Genomic DNA, 25,409 nt, shown 5'->3' with positions numbered 1-25,409 from the left:
AACTTTTCCACGTCTCATAAACTATTTTTGTAACTCTTCAATACGGGCTTGTGTGCTTTCAAACTTCTCTTGATAGTCTGCTAATTTAGCACGTTCTTTATCTACAACTTCTGCTTTGGCATTTGCCACAAATTTTTCATTAGAAAGCTTACGGTTAACCATATCGAGTTCTTTCTGCCATTTGTCTAGTTCTTTATTGAGACGAGCAATTTCTTCCTCGATATTAATCAAGCCTGCTAATGGAAGGTAGATTTCCGCACCAGTAACAACTGCTGACATGGCTTGTTCTGGTGCTGTCACATCCGCTGCAATAGTTAACTCACTTGGGTTAGTGAAGCGTTTGATATAAGGCGCTACCTTGTTCAGGAAGGCTTCTTTGTCTGATTTGATCATCATTGGCACGGCTTTTGATAAAGGCGTATTCACTTCCGCACGAATATTACGTACAGCTGTAATAATTTCAATGAGCATGGCAACACCATCTCCAGCTTCTACATCATCAAATTCTGGACGTACTTCTGGATATTCAGATACCACAATAGATTTGCCTTCAGCTGTCGGAAGTTTTTCGAAGATTTCTTCTGTGAAGAAAGGCATGATTGGGTGCAGCAGACGAAGCACTTGATCAAGGACATGCACAAGTACTGAACGTGTGACGTCTTTTTCTGCTTCATCATCGCCAAACATTACTTCTTTAGTCAACTCAAGATACCAGTTGGCAAACTCATCCCAAATGAAATTATACAGAATATGACCTGCAACACCAAACTCAAATTTATCCATTTGTTCCGTAACGCGCGCAATTGTATCGTTTAAACGTGTGAGAATCCAGCGATCGGTAACATTACCTGCTGTTTTCGCTGCCACTTGGTCAAGATGAGCAGAAATTTCTTCTGCTGTGATATCTCCTGCATTCATCAAGATATAGCGTGAAACATTCCATATCTTATTGATGAAATTCCAAGCTGCATCCATTTTGTCGTAGCTGAAACGCACATCTTGTCCAGGAGCTGAACCATTGGACAAGAACCAACGCAAAGCATCGGCACCATATTTTTCAATCACATCCATTGGGTCAATACCATTCCCCAAAGATTTGGACATCTTGCGTCCCTCTTCATCACGAATCAAACCGTGGATAAGTACATTATTAAATGGTGCTTTTCCTGTAAACTCAAGTGATTGGAAAATCATACGCGAAACCCAGAAGAAGATGATGTCGTAGCCCGTAACCAATGTCGATGTTGGGAAGTAACGTTGGAAGTCTTCTGCCTTTTCATCCGGCCAGCCCATAGTTGAGAAAGGCCATAAGGCTGAAGAGAACCATGTATCAAGTACGTCTTCATCTTGAACCCAACCTTCACCTTCTGGGGCTTCCTCGCCAACATACATTTCGCCAGCTTCGTTGTACCATGCAGGAATTTGATGTCCCCACCAAAGTTGGCGTGAAATAACCCAGTCGTGTACGTTTTCCATCCATTGGAGGAAAGTGTCGTTAAAACGTGGAGGATAAAACTCAACAGCATCTTCTGTTTTTTGATTTGCGATTGCATTTTTAGCCAACTCTTCCATCTTAACGAACCATTGTGTCGATAAGCGAGGCTCAACCATTACGCCTGTACGTTCTGAGTGCCCAACGGAGTGCATCATTTTCTCAACTTTAACTAAGTTGCCGAGCTCATCTAATTTTTTAATGATAGCTTCGCGGGCCTCAAAACGATCCATACCATTAAATTCGCCTGTGAGCTCGTTCATTGTACCGTCAGCATTCATTACATTAACTTGTGGCAAGTTATGACGTTGACCAACCAAGAAGTCGTTAGGATCATGGGCAGGGGTAATTTTAACCACACCTGTCCCTTTTTCCATGTCTGCGTGTTCGTCACCAACAATAGGAATTTCTTTGTTAATGATAGGGAGAATAACACTTTGACCAATGTATTTGGCATAACGTTCATCTGCTGGGTTAACAGCAACAGCAGTGTCTCCAAAGAAAGTTTCTGGACGCGTTGTCGCTACTTCAAGTGCACCTGAACCATCCGCCAAAGGATAAGTTATGTGATAGAAGGCACCTTCGACATCCTTATGGATAACTTCAATATCAGAGAGCGCAGTCATGGCCTTTGGATCCCAGTTAATGATAAACTCACCACGGTAAATCCAGCCCTTTTTGTAAAGTTGAACAAAAACTTTGCGGACTGCAGCAGACAAACCTTCGTCTAGAGTAAAACGTTCACGGTTATAATCAACAGAGATACCCATTTTACCCCATTGTTCTTTGATGGTTGAGGCATATTCGTCTTTCCATTCCCAAACCTTGTCTAAGAATTTCTCACGGCCTAAATCATAACGGGAAATACCATCTTCAGCTAAACGCGCTTCCACTTTGGCTTGCGTTGCAATTCCTGCATGGTCCATACCTGGCAACCAGAGGGTATCGAAACCTTGCATACGTTTTTGACGGATGATAATATCTTGCAAGGTTGTATCCCAAGCATGTCCTAAATGGAGCTTCCCTGTTACGTTTGGTGGTGGGATAACGATACTATAGGGTTTTGCTTTTTTGTCCCCTGAAGGGGCAAAAACACCTTGTTCGAGCCATTTTTCATAGCGCCCTGCTTCGACTTCAGCAGGATTAAATTTTGTTGATAATTCTTCTGTCATTTATTTTTCCTTTCGGTATGAAAACAGTTAATAATGTCGAGGGAGAAGTTCAAGAGTATGTCAATAAAAAAATACCGCACCTAAACATCCAAAATAGGACGCTCACGCGCGGTACCACCTAAATTCCTGCCTTTTTTAAAGCAGACACTTAATTTTATTTAACTGACCACAATGCAACCTTCACAAGTTTCATCTGAAATCTCACAGCGACCGATTTCTCTCTCAAAGACTAGACTTGTTACTCCTCATTTAGTGTTTTTATTCTATCAGATTTGTCAGTTTTTTGCAAGGTCGCTCAGCGTTCTTTGATTATTTCTAAGAAATGCTCTAAACCTTCTATTTTTTGCATTTGTCGATTACAGTTCACACTATCAACACAGATATATGTTCCGTTCTTAGTATAGGTACCATCAGAACCTCTTTTAGTGGTTGCTAAAAACTGTGTCACTTGGCTTGTTTTTTGACAAATCGCACAGATATTTTTTATACTTCCAGAAGTCGTCCCATAAAAACCTCGTCCGTCACTTGTCACGATATATTTTCGCTGACTGGAAATTTCATTCCAAGCAAAATAGGTGAGTTCTTTCATGTCCCAAGATGCTTGAGCTGGAACTTTAAGCTTTTTGACCTTCCTAAAAATCTTTTTAATCTGACTTTCAGATGGTAAGGCAAAAGGTTCAACTAAATTCTTTAAATGGAGCAAATCTCGTTCTGCTTGCTCTTTAGTTGTTTTACTGTCAGCAATTCTCTCTAAAAAGTCCCCGACTTCTTTTGCTTTCGAGAGCTCTTCTATTTCAGCTACAGTTTGAGCATAAACTGCTTCTACCGTGGCTTTATCATTAACCGAATGGTAGACATTGATGAGGTCAAAGGTAAGGTATTTTATTCTGTTGTATTCATATGCTTTCATTTTTTCTCCTTAACTATCCGCTAAGTGAGAATATTGTTAACTTAGCGGTAAACTTACGCGAGAGCAGTTACTCGCACTTGTTTACCAACCATAGGATTTAATTTCATAAAACCCTCCTTATTACTTAAAAAGTTTTGGTACCTAAGTCTGGTACGTCGTGGAAATCTTTACCTGCTTTATAGTTTTCAAATTTCCCTTGAATAAATTGATAGGCATCGAGACGACTTTCATAACGAATAGCTGCTTCTTTTGCTTCAATTTTTTTATCTTCATGCGCAATTTTTTCTGCGGCTTTCATTGCAATTTCTGAAAGTTGAACCTGTTGGTCCACCCACTCACTAAAATCTTTTAAAAATTTTTCTTTATATTCCATTTTTATTCTCTTTTTGGTTTGATTAAATGATAACTGTTCTCAATCATCTGTTTCGCTTGCTTCTCTGAAACGTCACCACCAAAATGAATATCATTCCAGTGCGTTTTATTCAATTGAACCTAAACAGAGTTTTTTATTCCCTGTTTTAAAATTCAGTGTATTTTATTCATGTGCCAAGCTGGTCGTATTGAGACAAAAGATTCACGCAGTTCCTCATTGACTGAAGGTAAACCTTTGACAGCCAAAACAAGCTCGCCGTCACGCTCCGAGATGTAGACAAAAGATTTTTTATTTTTTAGATGCTTCACTACAATCGTCGCTGGCCCTTTTTCCATCTTTGCAAAAGGTGTATCTGCAAAAGTTGGACCAAGCGCTAAGCAAAACTCTAGCCAGTTTTCTTTATCCATCTTATTCTCCTAAAAGGAGTTGATAAGCGAAGCGATCTCCTTCGTAGAAAACCATGCCGCGCTTTTCAAAGCCCTCACGTTCAAAGACTGCCTGCATCACTGCATTAGCTGGATGCGTATCCACGCGGAAATCATTATAACCGCGTGCCTGCATCAAAGTAAAGATATTTGAAAAAAGATATTTTGTCAGACCCAAACCACGATATTGGTCGGATAGTGCTAAACAATGGACAGTGACATAGTCCAAGCTATCATTCAACCACTTGCCATTATAAATTTTCGTATATTGTGTATCTTCTCCAGTAATAACCGCACAAAAACCTGCAACTTTCTCATCTACAATCAGAACGTAACCTACAGCTTTATGAAGAAAATTTTCAATATCACTTTGTGCGGGGTACTCTGCTTGCCATTGATCGCTGCCTGATTTGCCCAAAAATTCACGCGCCTGAGCAATAATCGGCATAATAGCTACGATATCTGCTGTGGTTGCCTTTCTTAAATAAATCATGTTTTTTCTCCCCGCTCAAACTAAACGCCCTATTTTATTTTCTTTTTCTACGTGGCTTGTCATATTGTTGCTTTGGTTTTTCCGCACGGAAAGGTGCTGCCAAAGGTTGGGCAAGTTTACGCATTTTCACTACCGCTTCAGTACGAGCTGTATGTGGGAACATGTCGACAGATTGGATATATTCGATGCTGTAAAATTGCGAAAGAATCACTAAGTCTTTTGCCAATGTTGAAACATTACAAGACACGTAAACCAGTTTTTCTGGTGTATAAGTGGTGATTGTTTCCAACAAAGCATCATCCAATCCTGTACGCGGTGGATCAACGATAAGGGCTGTGGCTCTATGGGCTGACTTATACCAGTTAGGAATGATACGCTCCGCCTTACCTACTTCATAGTGACAGTTTTTAAAGCCAAGACGTTTTGCATTGATTTTAGCATCTGCGATAGATTCTGGCGTAATATCCATTCCGTGGACAGATTTTACTTTCTTGGCCACACCAAAACCGATTGTCCCAACGCCACAGTAGGCATCAATCACACGGTCATCTTTTTTCGGATTTAGCGCACGTACAGCTTCACCATAGAGCACATTAGCTTGTTCTGAATTGAGTTGATAAAAAGCACGTGGTGACAACTCAAAGTCATAATCCAAAACGCCTTCGGTAATCGTTTCTTTTTCCGCAAAAAGCATCTGTGTACGGTCACCATAAATTTCGCTGGTTTTCTTCGGATGGAAGTTGGCCGATACAGAAACAATCTCTTGGAACTCTTCCGTCAAGTCAGATAAAATATTATCCATCTTCACCAAGTCTTTGCGTTGACGTTTTGAGAGCTCTTCACGTGGGGCAGGCCAAACCTGTCCATCTAGACTAATGCGTGCAGATGTCACGAAAATAATTTGGACTTCACCTGTTTTTTGGCTACGTCGCGCAACGATTGTGCGAATCCCCATGACTTTACGCTCATCATAAACAGGTAAATTGTATTTTTCAATCAAGCGACAAATACGATTAGCGATATTTTGAATGACTTCGTCTTGGACCAAGCAATTCTCTAAATTCACCAAATGGTGTGTGCCTTCTTTGTACAATCCAGCAATAACATCGCCATTGTTTAGACGGCGCACTTGGAATTGCAACTTATTACGGTAACGTAAAGGATTTTCCATACCAAGTGTTGGCCGAAGTTCGTACTTCTTCCAACCTGTTGGACGGTATTTTTCAAGAGCTTGACGGAGCAAATCACGCTTAAACTCTAATTGTTGCGGATAAGCAAGATGCATGATGTGTGAGCCGCTCAGCTCATGGTAAACACGATCTTCAGGCTTAACACGGTATTTTGACTTTTTATTTATCTTGACAACTTTTGCGCGTGAAAAATTGCGGGCATTTTCTGTAATTTCTGCCAAAATTTCTTCTGTAGGCAGTGCATAAGGCACAAATACCAAGCGCCCATGGTAAGAGGCGATTCCTTCGCCATTGATACCCATACGCTCGATATTGAGTGGGATTTTTTGTCCAATTTTCAGATTAATCATATCCCAATTTTAACATAATTTCCCTATAATTGGACCACTAAAATCCAAGGATTCTCCTAATTGTAAAGAAAAATTCCAGTACCTTCACTGGAATTTTTTTCTATTCATGTAATTCTATTGGCAATTCATCAGGATCATAGAAGAAAACCATCTTTTTATTGGTAATTTCATCCACGCGCAGTTCTTCAACTTTAATCCCTTGATCCGATAAATAAGCTATGTCTGCTTCAATATTATCGGTCTGTATTGCCAAATGACGTAAACCTTTCGCCTCTGGATAGGAGACACGCTCAGGGGCATCAATTTTAATGAAGAGCTCTATTTCAGTACTGTCATTCATTTGAAGATCGATTTTCACATCCCCTTTATCCGGACGATGGCTTTCTCTGATTACTGGAAATCCCAGAATATCTACATAAAAGTGTCGTGATTTTTCATAATCACTCCCTATAATAGCGATATGATGTATGCTCTTAAAATTTGGTGTATACATGTTTCCCTCTATCTTATCTTCTCAGCCGTAAGTTCATCTTCTTCCAAGATGCAGACTTCTTCTCCTTGAGCTTTGAGATTACGGACGTGATCTTCCCCCCAAGAACAAAGATTATCTAAAATGTTATTCAAGCTTTCACCATATGGGCTAAGCGAATATTCAACTTTTGGCGGCACTTGATTGTAAACGGTGCGGACAATGATATTATCCAGCTCTAATTCACGTAATTGTTGTGTAAGCATTTTTTGACTGATCCCTGGAATACTTCGTTTAAGTTCCCCTGGACGGCGTGGTTGGTGTCTGAGGTTACACAAAATGATAGATTTCCATTTTCCACCAATGACGTCCATTGTGGCTTCTACACCTATGTTATAAGTTTTTTCCAAAAAAAATTTCCTTTCTAAATCCTTTATTTCAAACAAAACTTACTTTTTTGTATGTATATGACAAAAAAGTAGGTACTATTCAACAAGTTATTTTTATTATATACTATTTTTTGTCAAAAGAAAACCTAAGGAGAAAAGACAATGAAACTTAACAATACAACACATATCCCCGAATTAGGATTAGGCGTTTTCCAAATCTCAAATGAGGAAACTGCTGAAGTCGTAAAAAACGGAATCATCAACGGCTATCGTTTGATCGATACCGCCCAAATTTATGGTAACGAAGAAGGCACAGGACAAGGGATCAAGGCTGGCCTTGAAGACACAAATCTTACACGCGAAGACCTCTTCATCACATCAAAACTATGGGGCAGCAACCTTTCTTATGAGGAAACCATTCAAAGCTTTGAAACAAGTTTAGAAAAATTAGGTCTGGATTACCTTGATCTTTATCTCATTCACTGGCCAGGTACTGATTATGGGTTTGAAGCTTCTTGGAAAGCTATGGAAGACCTCTACAAAGACGGTCGTATCAAAGCTATCGGTGTAAGTAACTTCCAAAAACATCACTTAGAGCGTCTCTTTAATTATGCACAAATTATCCCTGCAGTAAATCAAATCGAGCTTCACCCTAAACTTGCTCAAAAAGAACTGCGTCACTTTTTAGAAGCACACGATATTAAAGTACAAGCTTGGTCCCCATTGATGCAAGGACAACTGTTAGACAATGAAACAATTAAAACAATTGCTCAGAAGCACAATAAATCAACAGCACAAGTTATCCTTCGTTGGCATTTAGAGCAAGGTATTTTGGTTAACGTGAAATCTGTCAAAACAGAACGTATGCTTGCCAACCGTGATATCTTTGATTTCTCTCTGGATCAAGATGATATGGAACTCCTCAACAATCTTGATGAAAATCTGCGCGTGGGACCAAATCCAGAAACATTTAATTTTTAAAAAATAGGAAACCTTCATGAAAAAAATTTCACCAAGCCTAACCTTATTGGCTTTAGCCATTAATGCCTTTGCCATAGGTTCAACAGAATTCATCAGTGTTGGTCTTATGCCGATGATTGTGAACACTTTTAATATCAATTTATCTCAAGCAGGACTTACCGTCTCTTTATATGCCTTAGGTGTGACTATTGGAGCACCTCTTCTTACGATTGTTACAGGCACATGGAATCGGCGCTCATTAATGTTAGCTATTATGCTACTCTTTATCAGCGGTAATCTCTTATCTGCTTTTGCTCCAACTTTCCTCCTGCTCTTAGTTGGACGTATTTTAGCAGCGTTAGCACATGGTATCTTTATGTCGGTGTCAACACTTATTGCTGCAAATGTAGTTCGTCCTGAAAAACGTGCTTCTGCTATTGCTTTGATGTTTACAGGACTTACTGTAGCAACTGTTATCGGCGTGCCTTTGGGAACTTTTATCGGACAACATTCTACATGGCATATGTCCTTTATCTTCATTGCCGCAATTGGATTGATTGGATTATTAGCGAGCATCTTTTTAATTCCGACAAACCTCCCTATACCAGGCAAAGTAAATTTAAGTGGTTTTGCGAGAATTTTCCGCAATAAATACATTATGACTTCTTTCTTTATTACTGCTTTTGGTTACGGTGGTACCTTTGCTGCTTATACTTATTTAGCTCCTTTATTAGAAGATACCTTTAATTTCAGCTCAAGTACTGTTGTTGTCGTTCTGGTCGCTTACGGTATAATGGTAGCAATCGGTAATACTATCGGTGGACATTACTCAAATAAAAATATTTTACCTGTATTACTCAAAATGTTTGGTGCTTTAACTGCAAGTTTGCTTATCCTTTTTATAGCAGCACTATTGGCTTCTCAGTGGCTTGGATTACTTGCAACGCTTTTGCTGGGTTTATTTGCCTTCATGAACGTGCCTGGTTTACAACTCTATGTTGTCCAACTGGCTGAAAAATTCACTCCCCAAGACATCACTCTTGTTTCAGCTTTTAATATTTCAGCTTTCAACATTGGTATTACACTGGGTTCATTTGCCGGTGGCGAGGTAGCGAAGATAAGTAGCGTTATCTATACACCACTTGCAGGGATTGTTATTGTCCTCCTTGCTATGCTTCTCATTATTGGGGCTCAAAAACAAAAAGTTGCTATCAAATAAATCACTCCAAGATAAAAAACAAAGACAACTTTAGAAAAAGCTACTAGTTCATTCGCTAGTGCTTTTTTCTTAGATCCAAAAAATCTATTTCTCCTTCATCCGGTACTCTGTTATAATAAAGTTATGATAAAAATCAAGGAAATCACAAAACTCAAAAAGCTTTATAAAGTTATACTAACAGAGCCTTTTTCATATAAGGACTGGGAGGAAGCTAAAGATAAAATTTACGTCTGTGAGGATACAGTTGTAAAATATATGCTGACGAGGGATAAAGCCTTTTCTACAGCGGAACTGGAGCAGCTGTTAGCTTTTGACAATTTTGCGCAAGGTAAATCCTTAGCACTTTACTTTATCTCCTACAAGGCTCGGACATCATCAGAAGTCAAAAAGTACCTCTATGAACACAATATCCAACCAATTCAAATCGAAGCGATCATTGACAACCTTACTAAAAATGGTCTCCTCAACGACCGAGCTTATATCGAAAGTTATATCCAGGGAAAAGTACGCACAGCAAGTGCTGGTCCTTATCAGATCAAACAGAAACTCCACCTAAAGGGGCTAGATTTACAACTTATTGATGAGGGTATAGCACAAGTTTTCAATGAAGAAAAACAAATTGACGTGGCTGTCGCTCTTGCGGAAAAGATAGTCCGTCAAAAAGCAAGTCGTCACACTCGACAACAACTAAAACAAAAAATCACACAAGGACTCACTGCTAAGGGTTTTTCCTATGCCATTAGCGCTATAGCTCTTGAAAGTCTAGAACTTGAAGTGGATGAAGAAAATGAGTTAGAGCTCCTTTACACTGAACTCGACAAAAGTGCCCGTAAATACAGTAGAAAATACGAAGGCTATGAGCTTAAGCAACGCATCACCCAAGCCTTAGCCCGTAAAGGTTTCGACTTTAGTGATATTTCTAGCGCAATACGAGACTATGATTTTGAAGAGGAATAAATCAACTTTCTCTTTAAAAGCATTTCCCATTTTCCACCTCAAAATTGTGTTATGATATAATAAAAGCAAGACTGGAAAGCATATGACACAATCTCTCATCACACGTATCAACTCTTATTACGATAATCTCAGTAAATCTGATCAAGCCATTTCAAATTACTTGATTGAAAATATGGACACGGCTGCCCGCTTATCCATTCAAGAATTCGCAAAGAATACTAAAGTATCTACTGCAACCATTTCGCGTTTTGCCAAAAAAATCGGTTTTGATTCATTTCAAGATTTAAAGTTAGCTATCCACAGCACCGAAAAATTTAAATCCGACAACTTTTTCAGCGAACTATCGCCAGAAGATAGCTATAAAGATATTCTTGCCAAGAATTTTACAAGTAATATTTCTTCTCTCAATGCAACATTGCAGCTGATAGAGAGCGAAACTTTGGATAAGGTTATGAACATCCTCCTATCCGCCAAAACATGTGGTTTTTTTGGTCTGGGTGGCTCTAATGCCGTTGCTTTAATTGCTTACCATAAATTTTTGCGTATGCCACTGCAAACGGTATATCATCAGGATTTTCATTATCAACAAATGTTGGCTTCTAAACTGACCGAAAAAGACTGTGCTTTTGTTATCTCACATACTGGTAAAAACAAAGATACACTGAAAATCGTTGATATTTTGAAGAGCAATCACGTTCCTGTGATTGCCATTACGTCATTTGCCAACTCAGCCTTGGTGAAAAAAAGCGACTTGGCACTTATTTCAATCGCTGAAGAAATATCTTTTCGACCTGAAGCTGTCGCTTCAACCGTTTCTCAAATTAGTCTTCTCGATGCCATCTTTTTGATGTACGGGATGAAAGCTCAGGATTCAATCGAAGATACTTTGGAAAACATTCGAGAAGTGATCAGCCAAACCCGTTTAAATTAAACTAGAAAGTTAATGATAAAGGAGGACCAAAATGGCATTTACTGAAACAAAAGGACGCTATGCAAGCTATGGAACTGTCTCTAGTATTCCTGGTGAAATCATTGACAGTTTTTGGTTCATCATTGACAATCAGCTAAAAGGCGTTATCCCGCTTGAGCCCCTTATCAATTTTGAATTACTCAACCAAAAAGGACTGCTTTCTGTGAAATTTTCACAGCCGCACAATCCTTTAACCATTACAGTTGATTTCCAATACCCTTTTAATAATTCTTGGCCTCGGCATTTCCATGCTGTTGATAATAATGGTAAAGAAACCATTATCTCTTCACAAGAACGTTAAACAAAAGTCTCCAGATAAAATTCTGGAGACTTTTTAAATTTCATAATAGACGATTTCTGGAGGAACACCAAATCTGATTGGTAAAAAGGTTAGGCCAATACCGGCATTGACAAAAAGTTTTGTATATTTCCCTAATATGTATAGACCAGAATCATACACCTTTGAGCCATCATTACGTAAGCGCAAATTACCAAGACGAATTTGCCCACCATGGCTATGTCCTGCAACGACTAAATCATATTTTTCAGGAAATTCTACTTGTAAAATCGTATCCGGCTCATGAATCATTAAAATCGAAAACTTTCCTTGCTCAGGGACCATACTAAAATTTGGTTGTCCTTCACGTAAATCATCAAGTCCGGTTAATGATACTGTTCCTGACATGAGTGATTGGTTGGTAAGTACAGTAAAACCTGCTTCCTTTAGAAAAGTTCTTATATAGTTAGCATCCCCTTCATGCGAAAAATCATGATTACCCAAAATCGCAAATTTTCCTAAGGGTGCTTCAAGTTCTGCTAAAATTTCTTTTACCTTATCAACATCATGCGCTTGCGCCCAATCGACTTTATCAAATAAGTCGCCTGTGAACAAGATCAAGTCAGGTTGTGTTTTATTTATGTGTTTTGAAAATTTAAAAAAGCGGCGTGGATGTGTGTGCCAATTAAAATGTGTATCGGTAAAGTGTGCAACTTTCAGCCCGGCTGTGTTTGAAATTTTCACTTGTCGCACACGCATCAAATGCGGTTCAACGAAAATACCATAAGCCAAAAGGCAGAAAAGTAAAATTATAATCCATGTCATTGCTTTATTTTACCATATTCAGATTTTTTATTCTTCATAATGAGATTCACGCTCCCTATTGTATCAAAGCACGTAACAAAAAAACACCCGAAGGTGCCTAGTTATTTCTTAGTTTTCGTCTGAAGCTACGAATGGCAAGAGAGCCATAACACGTGCGCGTTTGATAGCTGTAACCACTTTACGTTGGTTTTTAGCTGAAGTACCAGTTACGCGACGTGGCAAGATTTTACCACGTTCTGAGATAAAACGTTTCAAGAGTTCAGTGTCTTTGTAATCAACAACTTCGATTTTGTTAGCTGCGATAAAGTCAACTTTTTTACGGCGTTTGAAGCCACCACGTTTTTGAAAAGCCATAGTGTGTTTCTCCTTATATTATTGTATGATGTTGTTGAGTAGAAAAGTCAATACGGATACCGCTTTTATACTCAACGAATAGGGCTCAGTTAGACTGCCTTGTACAGCTGCCTTACTTATTAGAATGGAAGATCATCATCTGAGATTTCCATCGGTGAGCCACCAAATGGATCTGCATCACGACCAAAATCAGGTGTTGAATTTCCTGCTGAGCTGTTAGAGCCAGCAAAAGGACGATTTTGTGATTGTTGTTGCTGTGGTGCAGAATATGAACCAGAGCCACCTTCACGTGCGGCACGACTTTCAAGCATTTGGAAGTTATCAGCCAATACTTCGGTCACGTAAACACGTTGACCTTCTTTGTTTTCATAATTTCGCACTTGAATACTACCTGTTACACCAATCAAGGCACCTTTTTTAGCCCAATTTGCCAAGTTTTCAGCAGATTGACGCCAGATGACACAGTTAATGAAATCAGCTTCACGTTCGCCTTGCGCGTTTTTAAAACGACGGTTAACAGCAATCGTAAATGTAGCAACCGCAGTATTTTGCGGTGTGTATCGCAGTTCAGGGTCACGCACAACGCGTCCGACCAAAACAACATTATTAATCATGATGCTTCTCCTTTAAATTTGTCCAGCTAAACTAGAATTAAGCTTCTACTTTAGTGATCATGTGACGAAGAATGTCGCCGTTAATCTTAGCAAGACGGTCAAATTCGCTCAAAGCTTCTGAATCAGTAGCAGCTTCAAGAGTTACGATGTGGTAGATACCTTCGCGGAAGTCTTGAATTTCGTAAGCGAGTTTGCGTGTTTCCCAGTCTTTAGACTCAAGATTAGCAGCACCGTTGTCAGTCAAGATACTATCGAAACGTTCAACGAGGGCTTTCTTTGCTTCTTCTTCAATGTTTGGACGAATAATATAAAGAATTTCGTATTTTGTCATTGATTTTTCCTCCTTTTGGACTAATGACACAGGTTGGAGCCTGTGTAAGTTATGAGTTTTTACTCACAAGTATATATTCTATCAAATTTAGCTACATTTTGCAAGTTGATTTATCTTATTTATTCTATTATAAAATAAAAAATAACCCTCTGCCTCTGCAGAAGATTTCTCATCATTTTTTATTATTAAGCGACTACCTCAAGCACATTAGCTGGAATGTAGCGATACTCACCTTCTTTCGATTGATAATAGCCAAGCTTTTTCACGATAAAATGCAACTTGCAACGGCTATCAAAGCGCTGGTATAAGTGGGAGATTTCCCCTTCCTGGCTACGGGTTACGCATACTATTTTTTCTCCCACGTAAGTTGGAGATACATATTTTGGGGTAAACGTCATTGAAAACCACCTCCAGATATAATTGAGATGAAAACGCAATCATCTCTTCTTATATTATAACTCTTTTTAATCTCTAAAACAAATGTCTAGATTTTTAATGGCTAAACATTAAAAAATCTGTAATTTTAAACAACAACGTGTATAATTATTCAAATCTAGCAGGCTCGTCCTTGACATCCCTCTCAAATTAATCTAAAATATTCATAAATACTTAATAAACGATAGAGGTCGCAACCAATAATAAGCTAAGCAGAGCTAGAGCATGCTGAGAAGTTTAGCCCAGGAGCGGTTGCCGAAAGAAAAGTTATGCTCACCGACTTTTCTTGGTTTAGCGGGAAATACCTGTTAAACTGTCGTGGTCTAACTATGACCATGATGCGCTATTCGGATGAAAGATCTTTCTGACGTTTAGCAATCTCTAGGGATTGCTTTTTGTATTAATATTTATAAATTTAGGAGAGAAGTAATGGATAATACTTCAAATAATGAGGCCACGCCATCCACGCAAGTTAAACGTGGCCTTAAACATCGTCACTTAACAATGATTGCCTTAGGAGGAACTATTGGCACCGGGCTATTTGTTGCATCAGGCGCAACGATTTCTCAAGCTGGACCTTTAGGCGCGTTAGTTGCCTATGTCGCCATTGGGCTCATGGTTTTCTTCCTTATGACGTCTTTAGGTGAAATGGCTTCCTATCTTCCAGTATCAGGCTCTTTTGCTTCTTTCGCTGACCGTTATGTAGATAAAGCTTTCGGCTTCGCTATGGGATGGAACTATTGGTTTAACTCAGCAATTACTGTAGCGGTTGAGGCAGCTACAGTTGGTGTTATTATGCAGTTCTGGTTGCCCCATGTGCCCACATGGATATGGTCGACTATTGTGATTGCGCTCATCCTCTTGGTTAACCTCATTTCAGCTAAAGCTTATGGTGAAGCAGAATTTTGGATGGCGACAATTAAAGTCATCGCTGTTATCGCCTTTATCGTGATTGGTCTCGCAACAATTTTTGGAGTTATGAGTTATAAGCCAGATGTGGCACGCAATCTTTCTGCTGGAGGAAATCATGGTTTTGTCGGTGGTATTGGAGGTATGATTGCTGTCTTCATGATTGCAGGCTTCTCTTTCCAAGGTACAGAAATCGTTGGTATCGCAGCCGGCGAGTCAGAAAACCCTGAGAAAAATGTACCCTCAGCGATTAAACAAGTCTTTTGGCGGATTATTATTTTCTATTTCCTCTCAATATTCGTAATCGGTGCCTTGGTTTACTATAAAGACCCTAGTCTTCTCCGTGCAGCAACCCAAAGCGACATTACCGTTTCTCCATTTACCTTGGTATTTGAACGTGCTGGCTTAGCTGCTGCTGCATCCGTTATGAATGCTGTCATCTTAACCTCGGTTATTTCATCTGCAAACTCTTGGTTATATGCTGCTTCTCGCATGCTTTTTGGTATGGCAAAAGAGGGGCATGCACCGAAAATCTTCGCTAAAACAAATACAAGTAACGGCGTACCAATTTATGCAATTTTAGCGACTGTTGCCATCGGTCTTTTGGCCTTCTTAACAAGTATCTTCGGAACTGAAATTTATTTCTATTTGGTCGCTGCTTCCGGTTTGTCTGGTTTCTTGGCTTGGATTGGAATTGCTATCTGCCATTTCCGCTTCCGCCGTGCTTTTATTAAACAAGGTCATAAACTTTCTGAGTTAGGCTACCATGCTAAATGGTTCCCTATTGGACCAATCATCGCTCTTATTCTTTCAATCATTATCGTTATCGGGCAAATTACTACCGTAACGATGAATGCGCAAAGCATCATTACGACCTACCTTGCTTTACCTCTCTTCTTGATTTTATATTTCTCTTACAAAATCGTGAAGAAAACAAAACTTATTCCGCTTGAAGAAGTTGATTTAAGCCGTGATATTGATTAAAACGACTAAAAAAAAAAACGCCATAAGGCGTTTTTTTAGTCGTTGATTATCTTCACTTTTTCGCCAAAAAATTCTTTAGCCTTACTTACAAGAACTTCTTCTGCTTCTGGCTCAGATTCCGTATCTTTTGTAACATGCTGCTCCCCTTTTTTAAGGCTTAAGACATACTCTTGACGTACAGACTGCCAATCTTGCTCTGCTAAAGCAATAATCTCAGGCGAGAATCCCAATATTGATGACATTAAATTGCCAAAAGTTAATTGTAGGTTTTCATTTTCCGTAACACGCTTTGCTAAATTACCATGAGGAAAAGTAACTACCACAAAATTACTTGAGGCTGCCACGGGGGCAGTATTATTGATTAAGGCACGGTCTGAAGGTTTGGTAAAGCTGGAAACAATTTCAGGCCATGCACCAAAAACTGCTTGACGAGCTTCGTTGGTCGCTTCCTTTAAAGCTTTAAAAACCAAATCTTGATTTACAGTGTACTTTTCGGTGACTGTTTTCGTTTTCACTTGCTGCTTAATTTGAACTTCTTGACTGACAGTGGATACCACCGTTTGGTTGCCCGTTTCTGCCAATTTAGCTTTTAGCTCTGCAACTTCTGCTTTTAAAGCCTGAAGCTCATGGCTCAAACTTTCCGGAACTTCCTTATCTTCCGCAGAAGAATAAGCACCTGCATCTACAAGACGCATCGTCATCACATCAGCAGCAATTTTGCTCTGTGTTGTTTCTTTAATAATTTTCAGAGACTCAATCGCAATGTTGATCCATTGGTAAAGACGAGGTCGTGGGATTTCATTATTTTCCCGCAAAAGCAAATCACGGAAATAAGTTAAGAGATCTTCCGTAAAACGCAACATATTTTTACCTTCAAGAAAGATTTTCTCCAAAGCATCAAGTGCAGTTGGTCCATCTGAAGCGGTCAATGCTGCAACATAAGAGACAAGCGCTTCATTGGCAATGGAGCCTGTCACTAAAAGAGCATCCTTCTCTGCAAGCTTGCCATCAGAAAAACTTAAGGCCTGATCCAATAAACTCAAGGCATCACGCATTCCTCCCTCGGCAGATTTTGCAATGACATCAAGTGCCGCATCTTCAAACTCAATCTTCTCATCAGCTAAAACTTCTGCTAAGTGCTGACGAATATCATTTGTCGTGATAGCTTTAAAAGCAAATCTCTGCACACGACTAATAATTGTTGCCGGAATTTTTTGAAGCTCAGTTGTTGCTAAAACAAAGACAACATTATCTGTAGGTTCTTCCAAGGTTTTCAGTAAAGCGTTGAATGCTCCCGTTGAAAGCATATGAACCTCATCGATAATATAAACCTTATAAGTTGCGCGACTGGCTGCATAGGTTGATTTATCTCGAATCTCACGAATTTCGTCAACTCCATTATTCGAAGCAGCATCAAGTTCAATCACATCTTCAAGACTGCCTTGGGTAATAGCTTGACAAATATCACAAGTGTTACAAGGCTCTCCCTCTTTCTGATTAGGACAGTTAATTGCTTTGGCAAAAATTTTTGCCGCGGAAGTTTTTCCTGTCCCACGTGGACCACTAAAAAGATAAGCGTGGGAAATCTGCCCATTAACGATAGCATTCTTTAAGGTTGTGGCCACCACTTCTTGGCCAACCATCTCATCAAATCTTTGACTACGGTATTTTCTATATAAAGCTTGGTAAGCCATTTTTCATTCCTTCTAATAAAGGTCTGGCTCTGCGCCAAGACCGAGCTCTTCATTGATTCGGAAAAGAACATCACGCGCCAGTATAGACTGATCAATATCGGCAGCGTTATAATTTTTCATTGCCTTGTAAATAGCCCAAACGCGAGCGCGGATGACTGTTGCCTTATCGGCTTCAGCGGCGGAGAAAAATATCTTTCTTTGTTTCTCATCAAATATTTCCCATGCAATAGTCAAATCACAGGCTGGATCGCCAACTATGGAAGCTGTTGTTTCAGCCACTCCCGAAAATTTGTCGGCCATCTTCCACACGGTATCTAAGTTCAAATCCCCATGTAACACGACCGCGGGCTTAGTCCATGGATTTTTAGAAGCTTTATCCCAATACAAGCGCAGACCTTCTACAGGTGCAATTCTTTTCATTTGATCCAACAGTGTCAAAAATTCAGCTTCGATGACCGGCAACATTAAGGCTGGGCTTTCGGCTCCCGTTGCTTCTAATTGGTGCAACTGATACACAAAGTTACCCAAATCTTGAGCAAATGCTTTAGGTTGAGCCAAAGCATTAAAACCTACAGGCTTCACCTCACTGGTACCAAATTTATCTGCTATAAAGTTATTTACTGTTTCCTTCATTGTTTACCTCGCTCAAAAAAATTTCCAATCAGTCATATCTGACAAAATGTGGCAAAATTCTTCAAGATATTTTTGATCGACATCATCATAAAAGGAAGTTTCTGAAGCATCCAAATCTAAAACTCCTTTTAATTCGCCGTCTTTAATAATCGGTACTACAATTTCTGACAGTGCTCGGCTGTCACAAGAAATATAGTTTTTATGTTCTTTAACATTGTCAACAATCAATGTTTGGCGTTTTTCTGCGGCTTCACCACATACTCCAGCGCCTAACTTTATTTCGACACAAGAAACCCCACCTTGAAAAGGACCTAAAATAAGTTGTTCGCCGTTGTACAAATAAAACCCTGCAAAGACTTGATTAGGCAAGAAGTCATTAAGAAGAGCTGATGCGTTGGAGAGATTTGACAATGTATAGTTTTGTGTTGAAAGTAAACCTTTCAATTGTAGGTTAAGGAGTTCATATCCTTCAATTTTTTCGCTTTTATTCATCTTATAATTATAAACTTAACCCACAATAGAGTCAATACTTGCGGTTAAATTATCTCTTATTTTCTTTTTGAAATATCTTTGGCTTTCATTTTCTCTAACTCTTTATTTATCTTGCTTTTTCTTGACTCTTTTCCTCCTTGATACAGCATGATTAAGACAAAGAGTCCAACAAAGGGCATCACAATATCTTTAAAATTAAACCCGAGAGCACCTCTGTATAAGAAAACACCTACAGCGGCCAAGAAAGCAAGCGGAAGTATGGCACCCAAGTACTTATTTTCCCTATATCCCGCAAATGTCTGAAATGCGATAATGACTCCAATTATTGCTATATCCATTAAATGATTCATCTCAAATCTCCCTATATTTTCTTATAATCTCTTTTGCACTGCTCAGACTCACTTTTTCATCAATAACCATTTGCATAATACTCACTTCAAAGGAATCCTTTTTAGTATCATTCAGAGCAATTTTCTCAATTAAACGGTCTACACGCAACCGCACTGTAGGATAACTCACCCCATAATACCTGGCCAACTCTTTCAAAGAACCCGATGCAAAAATAAATTGTTTGATAAATTCTTGTTCTTCATCTTCCAGATTAAAAAACCAATCCATAATTTCTCCAACCTTAATATTATTTATTAAAGTTTAACATTATTAAAGTCGAAAGACAAACTTTTTCATTTTAATAAATGTAGATTGCTTTTTTTATTTAAAAATTGTCCTCCAGAAGCTTTTGTGTCATAATAAAAATATGACTTTAGAAAAAACCCGTAAAGAAATTGATGCACTAGACGATCAAATTATTGCGCTTTTAGAAAGACGCATGTCCTTGGTTGACGAGGTAATCACAGCTAAGGCAGAAGAAAATAAAAATGTCTACGATGCGGATCGAGAATACTTTATTCTCGAAAAGATAAAAAAAAGGACAGAGAAACTCCAATACGAGCCAGCTATCCACTCTATCTATAAAGAAATTATGAAACGTTCCCGAGAATATCAAGAAAAAAATCGCTTTAAATAGCGATTTTTCCTTTCATACTTGAACGTAATGCCATATATTCTAATTGTGGCAAGTCCAAGAGAACTACCTTGCTACTTTCGATTAAACCAGCCGAGAGTAAGGCATTCAAAAAGCCCTTAATTTCAGTCGTACCTAATTCAAGACATTCTACGAAAATGATATGTTGAGGAGCTTTTAGTTGACCAAGCAATACCTCAAAATCTTCTGGTTGAAGTGCAACTTCTGGGTCTTTGCGATTAACAACCGTCAAATCTTCATTCTCCGACAAGTATTTGGATGCAAAGTCCTCAAACAGGTCACCATCAGCAGCTGCTTCCTGCGGTCCAGATACTGCATAAGCTCCTCTCTCCAACATTGCAAGTTTTGCAACCTGTCCATAGTCTAATTTATCTATAATATTTTTTAAATTTTCTTTTATATCCATATGTATAGTTTAGTCTTTTTAGTATAAAAATTCAAAAAAAGCATCTTAAAGATGCTTATCTCTTTTAGTAAAGTTCCAAATAGTTATCGATTTCCCATTGACTTACAAATTGTGCATAGCTCGCCCATTCGATTTTTTTAGCTTCCACAAAGTTAACCAAAACATGCTCACCTAAGGCAGCTGTTACTACTTCATCTTCACGTAGTGCCTTCACAGCATTGTGTAAAGTCGACGGCAAGTCTGTAATACCATGTGCTTTACGTTCACTTTCGGTCATTACATAAATATTCGCTTCAACAGCTTCTGGTGCGGCGATTTTATTTTCAATCCCATCAAGACCAGAGGCAAGGAGAACAGCCATTGTCAAGTAAGGATTGGCTGATGGATCTACTGAACGAAGCTCGACACGTGTAGACATACCACGGGATGCTGGTACGCGAATTAGCGGTGAGCGGTTACGACCAGCCCAGGCAATGTAAACTGGTGCTTCATATCCGGGCACTAAACGTTTGTAGCTATTAACTGTTGGGTTAGTGATGGCTGTATAGTTATAAGCGTGCTTGAGCAAACCGCCAATAAAGTAGTTTGCAGCTTCCGAAAGTCCCATATCACCTGCTTCATCATAGAAAGCATTTTGCCCATCTTCTGTGAAGAGCGACATGTTGCAGTGCATACCAGATCCATTAATACCAAACTTAGGTTTGGCCATAAAGGTTGCGTGTAAACCATGTTTACGTGCGATTGTTTTTACCACAAGTTTAAAGATTTGAATATTGTCACAAGCTTTCAATGCATCGGCATACTTGAAGTCAATCTCGTGTTGCCCAACAGCTACTTCATGGTGGCTTGCTTCTACTTCAAAACCAAGGTCAGTAAGGACATTTACGATTTCGCGACGTGTATTTCCTGCCAAGTCGGTCGGTGCGAGATCAAAATATCCACCTTTATCGTTTACTTCCAGTGTTGGTTCTTGATTTTCATCAAGCTTGAAGAGGAAAAATTCAGGTTCTGGACCAAGATTGAATTTTTTAAAGCCTAATTTTTCCATATTTTTAAGATTACGTTTCAATACGCCACGTGGATCTCCTGGGAAAGGTTGTCCTTCTGCTGTATAAACATCACAGATAACGCCAGCTACTTTTCCGTACTCATCTCCCCAAGGGAAGATAATCCATGTGTCCCAATCTGGATAGAGGTACATATCTGATTCATTGATGCGGACAAAGCCTTCAATTGAACTGCCATCAAACATCATCTTGTTGTCAAAAAGTTTGTCTAACTGTTCATCAGTTGCTGGAACTTCTACGTTTTTAAGTGTTCCTAAAATATCGGTAAACATTAGACGTAGAAACTTAATATTTTTTTCTTTGACATCACGACGGATGTTTGCTGCTGTGATTCCCATAATACGGCTCCTTTTAAGAATAAACGATGCTTCAATTTCTTTGATGTAAGTTTTTTCTTACATACGCGGCTGGTTAAAATGAGTTGATGTTGGATGTCCGAAGCGTCCTTGCTGTGCAAATTCACGTTCTAAAGCAAGATGTACTTCACTGATAGAGAGATTTTTCATAGCTTTTTTCTGTCTTTGAGCATAGATACGCTTAATATCAGCGATATTATTGCCTTCCGACAGTAAATCAGCAATATCAAAAACAATCTCAATATCATTAAGAGAGTACATCCGACGGTTACCTTCGTTACGCTCTGGAAAAAGTAAACCTTGTTCCTCATAATAGCGAATTTGTCTTGCACTCAATCCTGTTAGTTTCATAACAGTACCAATAGGTAGCACTGCTAGGGAGTGTCTCAATTCACGTTCTTTCACCCGTCATCTCCTCAACTTCAACTCTATGGCCATATTATAAACCTAGTTTTATCTCTTGTCAAAGGTTTATGTCATATCATATAACATCAATTGCCATTATTTTCTAAAATATTTAAACAACCCTCTTTTACCAAGCGGTAAGTTTCCTCAAAATCTCTCGTATACCAAGGATCTGGGACTGATTTATTCAAAAGCATTTTTATTTTATGTTTTTGGTCTGCAGGAGCCATTTTCTCTAAATTTTCTTTATTAGATTTATCCATTGCAATAATTTGATCAAAATATTGGAAATCTTCCCGTGAGATCTGTTGGCTCCCTTTGGCAGCATCAAATGGGATGCCATACGTAGTTAAAAGAGAACGTGTCCCTGGATGGATGGGATTCCCGTGTTCCCAGCTCGATGTGGCTCTACTTTCCACCTCGAAATTTTTCCCCTCTTTTTCAACTAAGTCCTTCATGACAAACTCAGCCATGGGACTTCGACAAATATTACCTAAGCAGACAAATACTATTTTTTCCATATCTTCATTATAGCACAGCTATGAGCATAAAAAATATCATATAATGGAAATTTACTTAAGTAAGACATATAAAAAATACTCCATACGGAGTATTTTTTATTTCTCTTGATAAGGGTAGCCCAAATGTTCATAAGCTTTGGGTGTCGCTTTACGTCCTTGCTTAGTTCTCATGATAAACCCTTTTTGAATCAGATAAGGCTCATACATATCTTCAACAGTCTCTTGGTCTTCTGCTATATTAACCGCTAGCGTTCCTAAACCTACAGGACCTCCATTATACATTTCGATCATTGTGCGTAAGATTTTTTGGTCAATATAATCAAGTCCCGCATTATCCACATCTAAAATCTGAAGTGCTTTATCTGTGATTTCTTTATCTACGCGACCGTCACCCATAATTTGTGCAAAATCTCGAACGCGCTTCAGCAGGCGGTTTGCGATACGTGGTGTGCCTCGGCTTCGCAATGCAATCTCAAGCGCACCTTGGTCCACAATCTCCACTTCAAATATATCCGCTGTCCGTTTGACAATTTCCTCCAAGTCACGTTCAGTGTAATATTCCATATGTGCCGAAATTCCAAAACGCGCACGCAGAGGATTGGAAAGCATCCCAGCTCGCGTTGTTGCCCCCACTAATGTAAAAGGCGGCAAATCCAAGTGAACTGAGCGACTGCCATCGCCAGATCCGAGCATGATATCAATATAGAAGTCTTCCATGGCAGAGTAAAGAACCTCTTCTACTTGCATAGGCATACGGTGGATTTCATCAATAAAAAGGACATCTCCTGGCTCAAGTTCGTTTAAGATAGCGACCAAGTCACCTGGTTTTTCAATTGCTGGTCCCGATGTTTGTTTGATATTCACCCCCAGCTCATTCGAAATAACAAAGGCCATGGTTGTTTTACCTAATCCAGGAGGGCCAAAAAGAAGCACGTGATCCAGTACTTCTTCACGTAGTCTTGCTGCTTTGATAAATATTTCAAGTTGTTCTTTAACCTTGTCTTGACCGATGTATTGATTGAAAAATTGAGGCCTTAAAGACTTCTCAACCATCATTTCATCTTCAAGTGGTGTTGGTGATAAGTTTTCGTTCATTGTTTTTATTATAACAAAAATCCGTATTGTACGGATTTTATTTCATCATTAATTTAAGGGCGGCTTTGATATACTCTTCACTGGTCAATCCAGATTCAACTTCAAGTTTCTTCTGAATTTTCTTAAGCTCGGTTGCTTTATAGCCTAGAGCTTGCAAAGCTTCAATCGCTTCAATAAGAGCTAGATTTTCATTTTTAGCCGTAGTTTTGACCATTTCAGCTGAAGTCGTAGCATCAAACTTACCAGCTAAATCCAGAACCATCTGCATCGCTGTCTTTTTCCCGACACCTGGAAATTTCGTCAAATACTTGATATCGCTGTTGTCAATCGCATGAACAAGACCCACATTATCATCTGCAGCGATGATTGCTAAGGCAGATTTTGGTCCAATGCCCGATACACTAATCAAACGTAAAAACAAAGCTTTCTCTGCATCATCCATAAAGCCATATAAGCTATGTGCATCTTCCCGAATCACTTGGTGTACATATATTTTAATCTCTTGGTTCATCATATGGGACCAAGCATAAGGATTTGCTACATTGATGAGATAGCCAACACTTGCGACATCAACAACGATATATGTTGGTGTAATTTTAACTAACTTGCCTTGGAAGTATTCGTACATTAGCCCTCATCACCTTCTGTGTTAATAAAGTCTTGGATAATAAAACGTGGGCGTGCTTTAACTTCGAGGAAGATCTTACCAATATACTCACCAATAATCCCAAGAGCCAAGAGTTGAATTCCACCCAGACCAATAATAGCAACCATGATTGAGGCCCAACCAGTCGTTGGAAAGCCTCCGATGAAATGACGCGCTACAACATAAATTCCAGCTACAAAAGCAAGAAGGAACATTGTCAATCCAGTCCAAAAAATAAAGCGCATCGGTGTTGCTGAAGTTGAAGTAATACCATCAATCGCAAAACTCACCATCTTTTTGAGAGGATATTTACTTTCCCCTGCAAAACGTTCCCCACGTTTATAGTAAACATTTGTTGATTTATATCCCACAAGAGGGACCATTCCACGTAAAAAGAGGTTTACTTCCTCATACTCAGCTAAACCATTTAAGGCGCGACTGCTCATCAGGCGAAAGTCTGCCGAATTGGGCACAGATTCACTGCCTAGTTTCTTCATCAAGCCATAAAAAGCCATAGCTGTACGACGTTTAAATGCCGTATCTGTGTCACGATTATCACGTACGCCATAAACTACTTCGTAACCTTTTTCGTACTCTTCAAGCATCGCATCAATCGCATTGATATCGTCCTGTAAGTCTGCATCCATTGAAATAACGGCATCTGCTAAGTCTTTAACTTGCATCAAACCTGCCAAGAGCGCATTTTGATGCCCTCTGTTGCGTGAGAGATTGATACCACTAAACATCGGATTGGCCGCATGTTTTTCTTGAATTTTTTCCCAGGTACTGTCTCGCGAACCATCATTAACATAAACAACACGGCTTTTTTCATCAATCTTGCCAGCTTGCTTCAAAGCTGCATATTTCTCTTCAAGGCGGCGTGATGTTTCATCAAGTACCAATTCTTCGTTGTAACAAGGGACTACCATGTATAAAGTTGTCATTTTTCTT

Annotated in this window: 32 protein-coding genes, 1 riboswitch and 1 other annotated feature; of the genes, 7 read left to right on the top strand and 25 right to left on the bottom strand. The window is 39.1% G+C overall.

The window, feature by feature from the left end; all coding sequences use genetic code 11:
- Positions 1 to 21: 21 nt before the first annotated feature.
- From LACDD01_RS10210 to LACDD01_RS10175, 8 genes are all read right to left on the bottom strand, one after another.
- Positions 22 to 2,664, bottom strand: coding sequence for a valine--tRNA ligase (locus tag LACDD01_RS10210; RefSeq protein ID WP_019335768.1), 2,643 nt, complete (start codon positions 2,662 to 2,664; stop codon positions 22 to 24).
- A 91-nt stretch (positions 2,665 to 2,755) separates the two neighbouring features.
- Positions 2,756 to 2,926: a binding site (T-box leader), on the bottom strand.
- Between the two features lie 33 nt (positions 2,927 to 2,959).
- Entirely contained in the window at positions 2,960 to 3,574 is a 615-nt protein-coding gene (locus LACDD01_RS10205) for a FusB/FusC family EF-G-binding protein (RefSeq protein WP_046401022.1), read from the bottom strand.
- A gap of 124 nt (positions 3,575 to 3,698) precedes the next feature.
- On the bottom strand, positions 3,699 to 3,947 hold the full coding sequence (locus tag LACDD01_RS10200) for a DUF1912 family protein (protein WP_003133144.1): 249 nt from the start codon (positions 3,945 to 3,947) through the stop codon (positions 3,699 to 3,701).
- Between the two features lie 152 nt (positions 3,948 to 4,099).
- Positions 4,100 to 4,354: an MmcQ/YjbR family DNA-binding protein gene (locus LACDD01_RS12470; protein WP_231863440.1), complete on the bottom strand. Its 255-nt coding sequence runs from the start codon at positions 4,352 to 4,354 to the stop codon at positions 4,100 to 4,102.
- Between the two features lies 1 nt (position 4,355).
- Entirely contained in the window at positions 4,356 to 4,865 is a 510-nt protein-coding gene (locus tag LACDD01_RS10190) for a GNAT family N-acetyltransferase (protein WP_019293307.1), read from the bottom strand.
- A 34-nt stretch (positions 4,866 to 4,899) separates the two neighbouring features.
- Positions 4,900 to 6,405 (bottom strand): 23S rRNA (uracil(1939)-C(5))-methyltransferase RlmD, encoded by a 1,506-nt coding sequence (rlmD, locus tag LACDD01_RS10185; RefSeq protein WP_061414949.1) that lies wholly within the window; start codon positions 6,403 to 6,405, stop codon positions 4,900 to 4,902.
- Positions 6,406 to 6,505: 100 nt separating this feature from the next.
- Complete coding sequence (locus LACDD01_RS10180; RefSeq protein ID WP_019335765.1) at positions 6,506 to 6,898, bottom strand: SMU1112c/YaeR family gloxylase I-like metalloprotein; 393 nt, start codon at positions 6,896 to 6,898, stop codon at positions 6,506 to 6,508.
- An 8-nt stretch (positions 6,899 to 6,906) separates the two neighbouring features.
- Positions 6,907 to 7,284: a winged helix-turn-helix transcriptional regulator gene (locus LACDD01_RS10175; RefSeq protein ID WP_019335764.1), complete on the bottom strand. Its 378-nt coding sequence runs from the start codon at positions 7,282 to 7,284 to the stop codon at positions 6,907 to 6,909.
- Positions 7,285 to 7,425: 141 nt separating this feature from the next.
- On the opposite strand from LACDD01_RS10175, the gene LACDD01_RS10170 reads away from it, so the two are divergent.
- The 5 genes from LACDD01_RS10170 (at position 7,426) to LACDD01_RS10150 (ending at position 11,670) form a co-directional block, all read left to right on the top strand.
- Positions 7,426 to 8,244, top strand: coding sequence for an aldo/keto reductase (locus LACDD01_RS10170; RefSeq protein ID WP_061414947.1), 819 nt, complete (start codon positions 7,426 to 7,428; stop codon positions 8,242 to 8,244).
- A gap of 16 nt (positions 8,245 to 8,260) precedes the next feature.
- Entirely contained in the window at positions 8,261 to 9,442 is a 1,182-nt protein-coding gene (locus LACDD01_RS10165; RefSeq protein WP_061414943.1) for an MFS transporter, read from the top strand.
- Between the two features lie 123 nt (positions 9,443 to 9,565).
- Positions 9,566 to 10,399, top strand: a complete 834-nt coding sequence (gene recX / locus LACDD01_RS10160; RefSeq protein WP_019335761.1) for a recombination regulator RecX — start codon at positions 9,566 to 9,568, stop codon at positions 10,397 to 10,399.
- A gap of 82 nt (positions 10,400 to 10,481) precedes the next feature.
- Positions 10,482 to 11,330: a MurR/RpiR family transcriptional regulator gene (locus tag LACDD01_RS10155; protein WP_019291952.1), complete on the top strand. Its 849-nt coding sequence runs from the start codon at positions 10,482 to 10,484 to the stop codon at positions 11,328 to 11,330.
- A gap of 31 nt (positions 11,331 to 11,361) precedes the next feature.
- Positions 11,362 to 11,670 (top strand): DUF960 domain-containing protein, encoded by a 309-nt coding sequence (locus tag LACDD01_RS10150; RefSeq protein ID WP_019291953.1) that lies wholly within the window; start codon positions 11,362 to 11,364, stop codon positions 11,668 to 11,670.
- Positions 11,671 to 11,703: 33 nt separating this feature from the next.
- Here the strand turns inward: LACDD01_RS10150 and LACDD01_RS10145 are convergent, their stop codons facing one another.
- The 5 genes from LACDD01_RS10145 to LACDD01_RS10125 all read right to left on the bottom strand — a co-directional run bounded on the left by LACDD01_RS10145 (position 11,704) and on the right by LACDD01_RS10125 (position 14,168).
- Entirely contained in the window at positions 11,704 to 12,471 is a 768-nt protein-coding gene (locus LACDD01_RS10145) for a metallophosphoesterase (protein ID WP_061414940.1), read from the bottom strand.
- A 108-nt stretch (positions 12,472 to 12,579) separates the two neighbouring features.
- The gene (gene rpsR, locus LACDD01_RS10140; protein ID WP_003133134.1) at positions 12,580 to 12,825 is read right to left on the bottom strand and encodes a 30S ribosomal protein S18; all 246 of its coding nucleotides are present in this window, start codon (positions 12,823 to 12,825) and stop codon (positions 12,580 to 12,582) included.
- A 119-nt stretch (positions 12,826 to 12,944) separates the two neighbouring features.
- Positions 12,945 to 13,439 (bottom strand): single-stranded DNA-binding protein, encoded by a 495-nt coding sequence (gene ssb / locus LACDD01_RS10135; protein WP_017369521.1) that lies wholly within the window; start codon positions 13,437 to 13,439, stop codon positions 12,945 to 12,947.
- Positions 13,440 to 13,476: 37 nt separating this feature from the next.
- Positions 13,477 to 13,770 (bottom strand): 30S ribosomal protein S6, encoded by a 294-nt coding sequence (gene rpsF, locus LACDD01_RS10130; protein ID WP_003133129.1) that lies wholly within the window; start codon positions 13,768 to 13,770, stop codon positions 13,477 to 13,479.
- 185 nt (positions 13,771 to 13,955) lie between these two features.
- Positions 13,956 to 14,168, bottom strand: a complete 213-nt coding sequence (locus LACDD01_RS10125; RefSeq protein WP_061414937.1) for a hypothetical protein — start codon at positions 14,166 to 14,168, stop codon at positions 13,956 to 13,958.
- Positions 14,169 to 14,382: 214 nt separating this feature from the next.
- A riboswitch (Lysine riboswitch) is annotated at positions 14,383 to 14,559 on the top strand.
- 75 nt (positions 14,560 to 14,634) lie between these two features.
- Here LACDD01_RS10125 and LACDD01_RS10120 point away from each other — a divergent pair.
- Entirely contained in the window at positions 14,635 to 16,098 is a 1,464-nt protein-coding gene (locus LACDD01_RS10120; protein ID WP_019291956.1) for an amino acid permease, read from the top strand.
- A gap of 35 nt (positions 16,099 to 16,133) precedes the next feature.
- Here LACDD01_RS10120 and dnaX read toward each other — a convergent pair whose 3' ends face one another.
- From dnaX to LACDD01_RS10095, 5 genes are read right to left on the bottom strand one after another with little or no spacing between them, the layout of a single operon-like run.
- Complete coding sequence (gene dnaX, locus LACDD01_RS10115) at positions 16,134 to 17,792, bottom strand: DNA polymerase III subunit gamma/tau (RefSeq protein ID WP_061414934.1); 1,659 nt, start codon at positions 17,790 to 17,792, stop codon at positions 16,134 to 16,136.
- A 12-nt stretch (positions 17,793 to 17,804) separates the two neighbouring features.
- On the bottom strand, positions 17,805 to 18,425 hold the full coding sequence (locus tag LACDD01_RS10110; RefSeq protein ID WP_003133126.1) for a protein kinase family protein: 621 nt from the start codon (positions 18,423 to 18,425) through the stop codon (positions 17,805 to 17,807).
- A gap of 12 nt (positions 18,426 to 18,437) precedes the next feature.
- Positions 18,438 to 18,917: a GAF domain-containing protein gene (locus LACDD01_RS10105; RefSeq protein WP_003133125.1), complete on the bottom strand. Its 480-nt coding sequence runs from the start codon at positions 18,915 to 18,917 to the stop codon at positions 18,438 to 18,440.
- Positions 18,918 to 18,973: 56 nt separating this feature from the next.
- Positions 18,974 to 19,267 carry a hypothetical protein gene (locus LACDD01_RS10100; RefSeq protein WP_061414931.1) on the bottom strand — a complete coding sequence of 98 codons (294 nt, stop codon included), beginning with the start codon at positions 19,265 to 19,267 and terminating at the stop codon, positions 18,974 to 18,976.
- 1 nt (position 19,268) lies between these two features.
- Positions 19,269 to 19,535 (bottom strand): DUF2089 family protein, encoded by a 267-nt coding sequence (locus LACDD01_RS10095; protein ID WP_061414927.1) that lies wholly within the window; start codon positions 19,533 to 19,535, stop codon positions 19,269 to 19,271.
- 139 nt (positions 19,536 to 19,674) lie between these two features.
- Between LACDD01_RS10095 and LACDD01_RS10090 the strand changes: the two genes are divergently transcribed.
- Complete coding sequence (locus tag LACDD01_RS10090; RefSeq protein WP_019293319.1) at positions 19,675 to 19,944, top strand: chorismate mutase; 270 nt, start codon at positions 19,675 to 19,677, stop codon at positions 19,942 to 19,944.
- Here LACDD01_RS10090 and LACDD01_RS10085 read toward each other — a convergent pair.
- From LACDD01_RS10085 to LACDD01_RS10055, 7 genes are all read right to left on the bottom strand, one after another.
- The gene (locus LACDD01_RS10085; RefSeq protein WP_019293320.1) at positions 19,937 to 20,368 is read right to left on the bottom strand and encodes a hypothetical protein; all 432 of its coding nucleotides are present in this window, start codon (positions 20,366 to 20,368) and stop codon (positions 19,937 to 19,939) included. The two genes, LACDD01_RS10090 and LACDD01_RS10085, sit on opposite strands and share 8 nt — an antisense overlap.
- Before the next feature lie 64 nt (positions 20,369 to 20,432).
- Positions 20,433 to 21,773, bottom strand: coding sequence for a type I glutamate--ammonia ligase (gene glnA / locus LACDD01_RS10080; RefSeq protein WP_019291962.1), 1,341 nt, complete (start codon positions 21,771 to 21,773; stop codon positions 20,433 to 20,435).
- Positions 21,774 to 21,830: 57 nt separating this feature from the next.
- A complete protein-coding gene (locus LACDD01_RS10075) occupies positions 21,831 to 22,196 on the bottom strand; it encodes a MerR family transcriptional regulator (RefSeq protein ID WP_003133119.1) in 366 nt (121 codons plus the stop codon).
- Between the two features lie 86 nt (positions 22,197 to 22,282).
- On the bottom strand, positions 22,283 to 22,717 hold the full coding sequence (locus LACDD01_RS10070; RefSeq protein WP_061414923.1) for a low molecular weight protein-tyrosine-phosphatase: 435 nt from the start codon (positions 22,715 to 22,717) through the stop codon (positions 22,283 to 22,285).
- A gap of 96 nt (positions 22,718 to 22,813) precedes the next feature.
- Entirely contained in the window at positions 22,814 to 23,812 is a 999-nt protein-coding gene (gene ruvB, locus LACDD01_RS10065) for a Holliday junction branch migration DNA helicase RuvB (protein ID WP_019291964.1), read from the bottom strand.
- Positions 23,813 to 23,849: 37 nt separating this feature from the next.
- A complete protein-coding gene (gene ruvA / locus LACDD01_RS10060) occupies positions 23,850 to 24,440 on the bottom strand; it encodes a Holliday junction branch migration protein RuvA (protein ID WP_019335753.1) in 591 nt (196 codons plus the stop codon).
- Entirely contained in the window at positions 24,440 to 25,402 is a 963-nt protein-coding gene (locus tag LACDD01_RS10055) for a glycosyltransferase (RefSeq protein WP_061414920.1), read from the bottom strand. The genes ruvA and LACDD01_RS10055 overlap by 1 nt, the downstream gene beginning before the upstream one ends.
- Positions 25,403 to 25,409: the final 7 nt, after the last annotated feature.

This window comes from Lactococcus sp. DD01, assembly GCF_001578715.1.
Classification (GTDB): Bacteria; Bacillota; Bacilli; order Lactobacillales; family Streptococcaceae; genus Lactococcus; species Lactococcus petauri.
Note: the sequence above shows the minus strand (reverse complement) of the source record. Positions and strands in the feature narration are given on the sequence as shown.

Excerpts from the sequence above, each read along its gene's own strand:
- LACDD01_RS10205 (WP_046401022.1), bottom strand. The coding sequence starts at position 3,574 with ATGAAAGCATATGAATACAACAGAATAAAATACCTTACCTTTGACCTC.
- LACDD01_RS10165 (WP_061414943.1), top strand. The coding sequence starts at position 8,261 with ATGAAAAAAATTTCACCAAGCCTAACCTTATTGGCTTTAGCCATTAAT.
- LACDD01_RS10145 (WP_061414940.1), bottom strand. The coding sequence starts at position 12,471 with ATGACATGGATTATAATTTTACTTTTCTGCCTTTTGGCTTATGGTATT.
- LACDD01_RS10170 (WP_061414947.1), top strand. The coding sequence starts at position 7,426 with ATGAAACTTAACAATACAACACATATCCCCGAATTAGGATTAGGCGTT.
- ruvB (WP_019291964.1), bottom strand. The coding sequence starts at position 23,812 with ATGAACGAAAACTTATCACCAACACCACTTGAAGATGAAATGATGGTT.
- rlmD (WP_061414949.1), bottom strand. The coding sequence starts at position 6,405 with ATGATTAATCTGAAAATTGGACAAAAAATCCCACTCAATATCGAGCGT.
- LACDD01_RS10150 (WP_019291953.1), top strand. The coding sequence starts at position 11,362 with ATGGCATTTACTGAAACAAAAGGACGCTATGCAAGCTATGGAACTGTC.
- LACDD01_RS10090 (WP_019293319.1), top strand. The coding sequence starts at position 19,675 with ATGACTTTAGAAAAAACCCGTAAAGAAATTGATGCACTAGACGATCAA.
- rpsF (WP_003133129.1), bottom strand. The coding sequence starts at position 13,770 with ATGACAAAATACGAAATTCTTTATATTATTCGTCCAAACATTGAAGAA.
- LACDD01_RS10210 (WP_019335768.1), bottom strand. The coding sequence starts at position 2,664 with ATGACAGAAGAATTATCAACAAAATTTAATCCTGCTGAAGTCGAAGCA.
- LACDD01_RS12470 (WP_231863440.1), bottom strand. The coding sequence starts at position 4,354 with ATGGATAAAGAAAACTGGCTAGAGTTTTGCTTAGCGCTTGGTCCAACT.
- LACDD01_RS10120 (WP_019291956.1), top strand. The coding sequence starts at position 14,635 with ATGGATAATACTTCAAATAATGAGGCCACGCCATCCACGCAAGTTAAA.
- LACDD01_RS10155 (WP_019291952.1), top strand. The coding sequence starts at position 10,482 with ATGACACAATCTCTCATCACACGTATCAACTCTTATTACGATAATCTC.
- ssb (WP_017369521.1), bottom strand. The coding sequence starts at position 13,439 with ATGATTAATAATGTTGTTTTGGTCGGACGCGTTGTGCGTGACCCTGAA.
- LACDD01_RS10125 (WP_061414937.1), bottom strand. The coding sequence starts at position 14,168 with ATGACGTTTACCCCAAAATATGTATCTCCAACTTACGTGGGAGAAAAA.
- LACDD01_RS10110 (WP_003133126.1), bottom strand. The coding sequence starts at position 18,425 with ATGAAGGAAACAGTAAATAACTTTATAGCAGATAAATTTGGTACCAGT.
- LACDD01_RS10055 (WP_061414920.1), bottom strand. The coding sequence starts at position 25,402 with ATGACAACTTTATACATGGTAGTCCCTTGTTACAACGAAGAATTGGTA.
- LACDD01_RS10095 (WP_061414927.1), bottom strand. The coding sequence starts at position 19,535 with ATGGATTGGTTTTTTAATCTGGAAGATGAAGAACAAGAATTTATCAAA.
- glnA (WP_019291962.1), bottom strand. The coding sequence starts at position 21,773 with ATGGGAATCACAGCAGCAAACATCCGTCGTGATGTCAAAGAAAAAAAT.
- LACDD01_RS10105 (WP_003133125.1), bottom strand. The coding sequence starts at position 18,917 with ATGAATAAAAGCGAAAAAATTGAAGGATATGAACTCCTTAACCTACAA.
- LACDD01_RS10100 (WP_061414931.1), bottom strand. The coding sequence starts at position 19,267 with ATGAATCATTTAATGGATATAGCAATAATTGGAGTCATTATCGCATTT.
- ruvA (WP_019335753.1), bottom strand. The coding sequence starts at position 24,440 with ATGTACGAATACTTCCAAGGCAAGTTAGTTAAAATTACACCAACATAT.
- LACDD01_RS10085 (WP_019293320.1), bottom strand. The coding sequence starts at position 20,368 with ATGGATATAAAAGAAAATTTAAAAAATATTATAGATAAATTAGACTAT.
- LACDD01_RS10070 (WP_061414923.1), bottom strand. The coding sequence starts at position 22,717 with ATGGAAAAAATAGTATTTGTCTGCTTAGGTAATATTTGTCGAAGTCCC.
- LACDD01_RS10190 (WP_019293307.1), bottom strand. The coding sequence starts at position 4,865 with ATGATTTATTTAAGAAAGGCAACCACAGCAGATATCGTAGCTATTATG.
- rpsR (WP_003133134.1), bottom strand. The coding sequence starts at position 12,825 with ATGGCTTTTCAAAAACGTGGTGGCTTCAAACGCCGTAAAAAAGTTGAC.
- recX (WP_019335761.1), top strand. The coding sequence starts at position 9,566 with ATGATAAAAATCAAGGAAATCACAAAACTCAAAAAGCTTTATAAAGTT.
- LACDD01_RS10200 (WP_003133144.1), bottom strand. The coding sequence starts at position 3,947 with ATGGAATATAAAGAAAAATTTTTAAAAGATTTTAGTGAGTGGGTGGAC.
- dnaX (WP_061414934.1), bottom strand. The coding sequence starts at position 17,792 with ATGGCTTACCAAGCTTTATATAGAAAATACCGTAGTCAAAGATTTGAT.
- LACDD01_RS10180 (WP_019335765.1), bottom strand. The coding sequence starts at position 6,898 with ATGTATACACCAAATTTTAAGAGCATACATCATATCGCTATTATAGGG.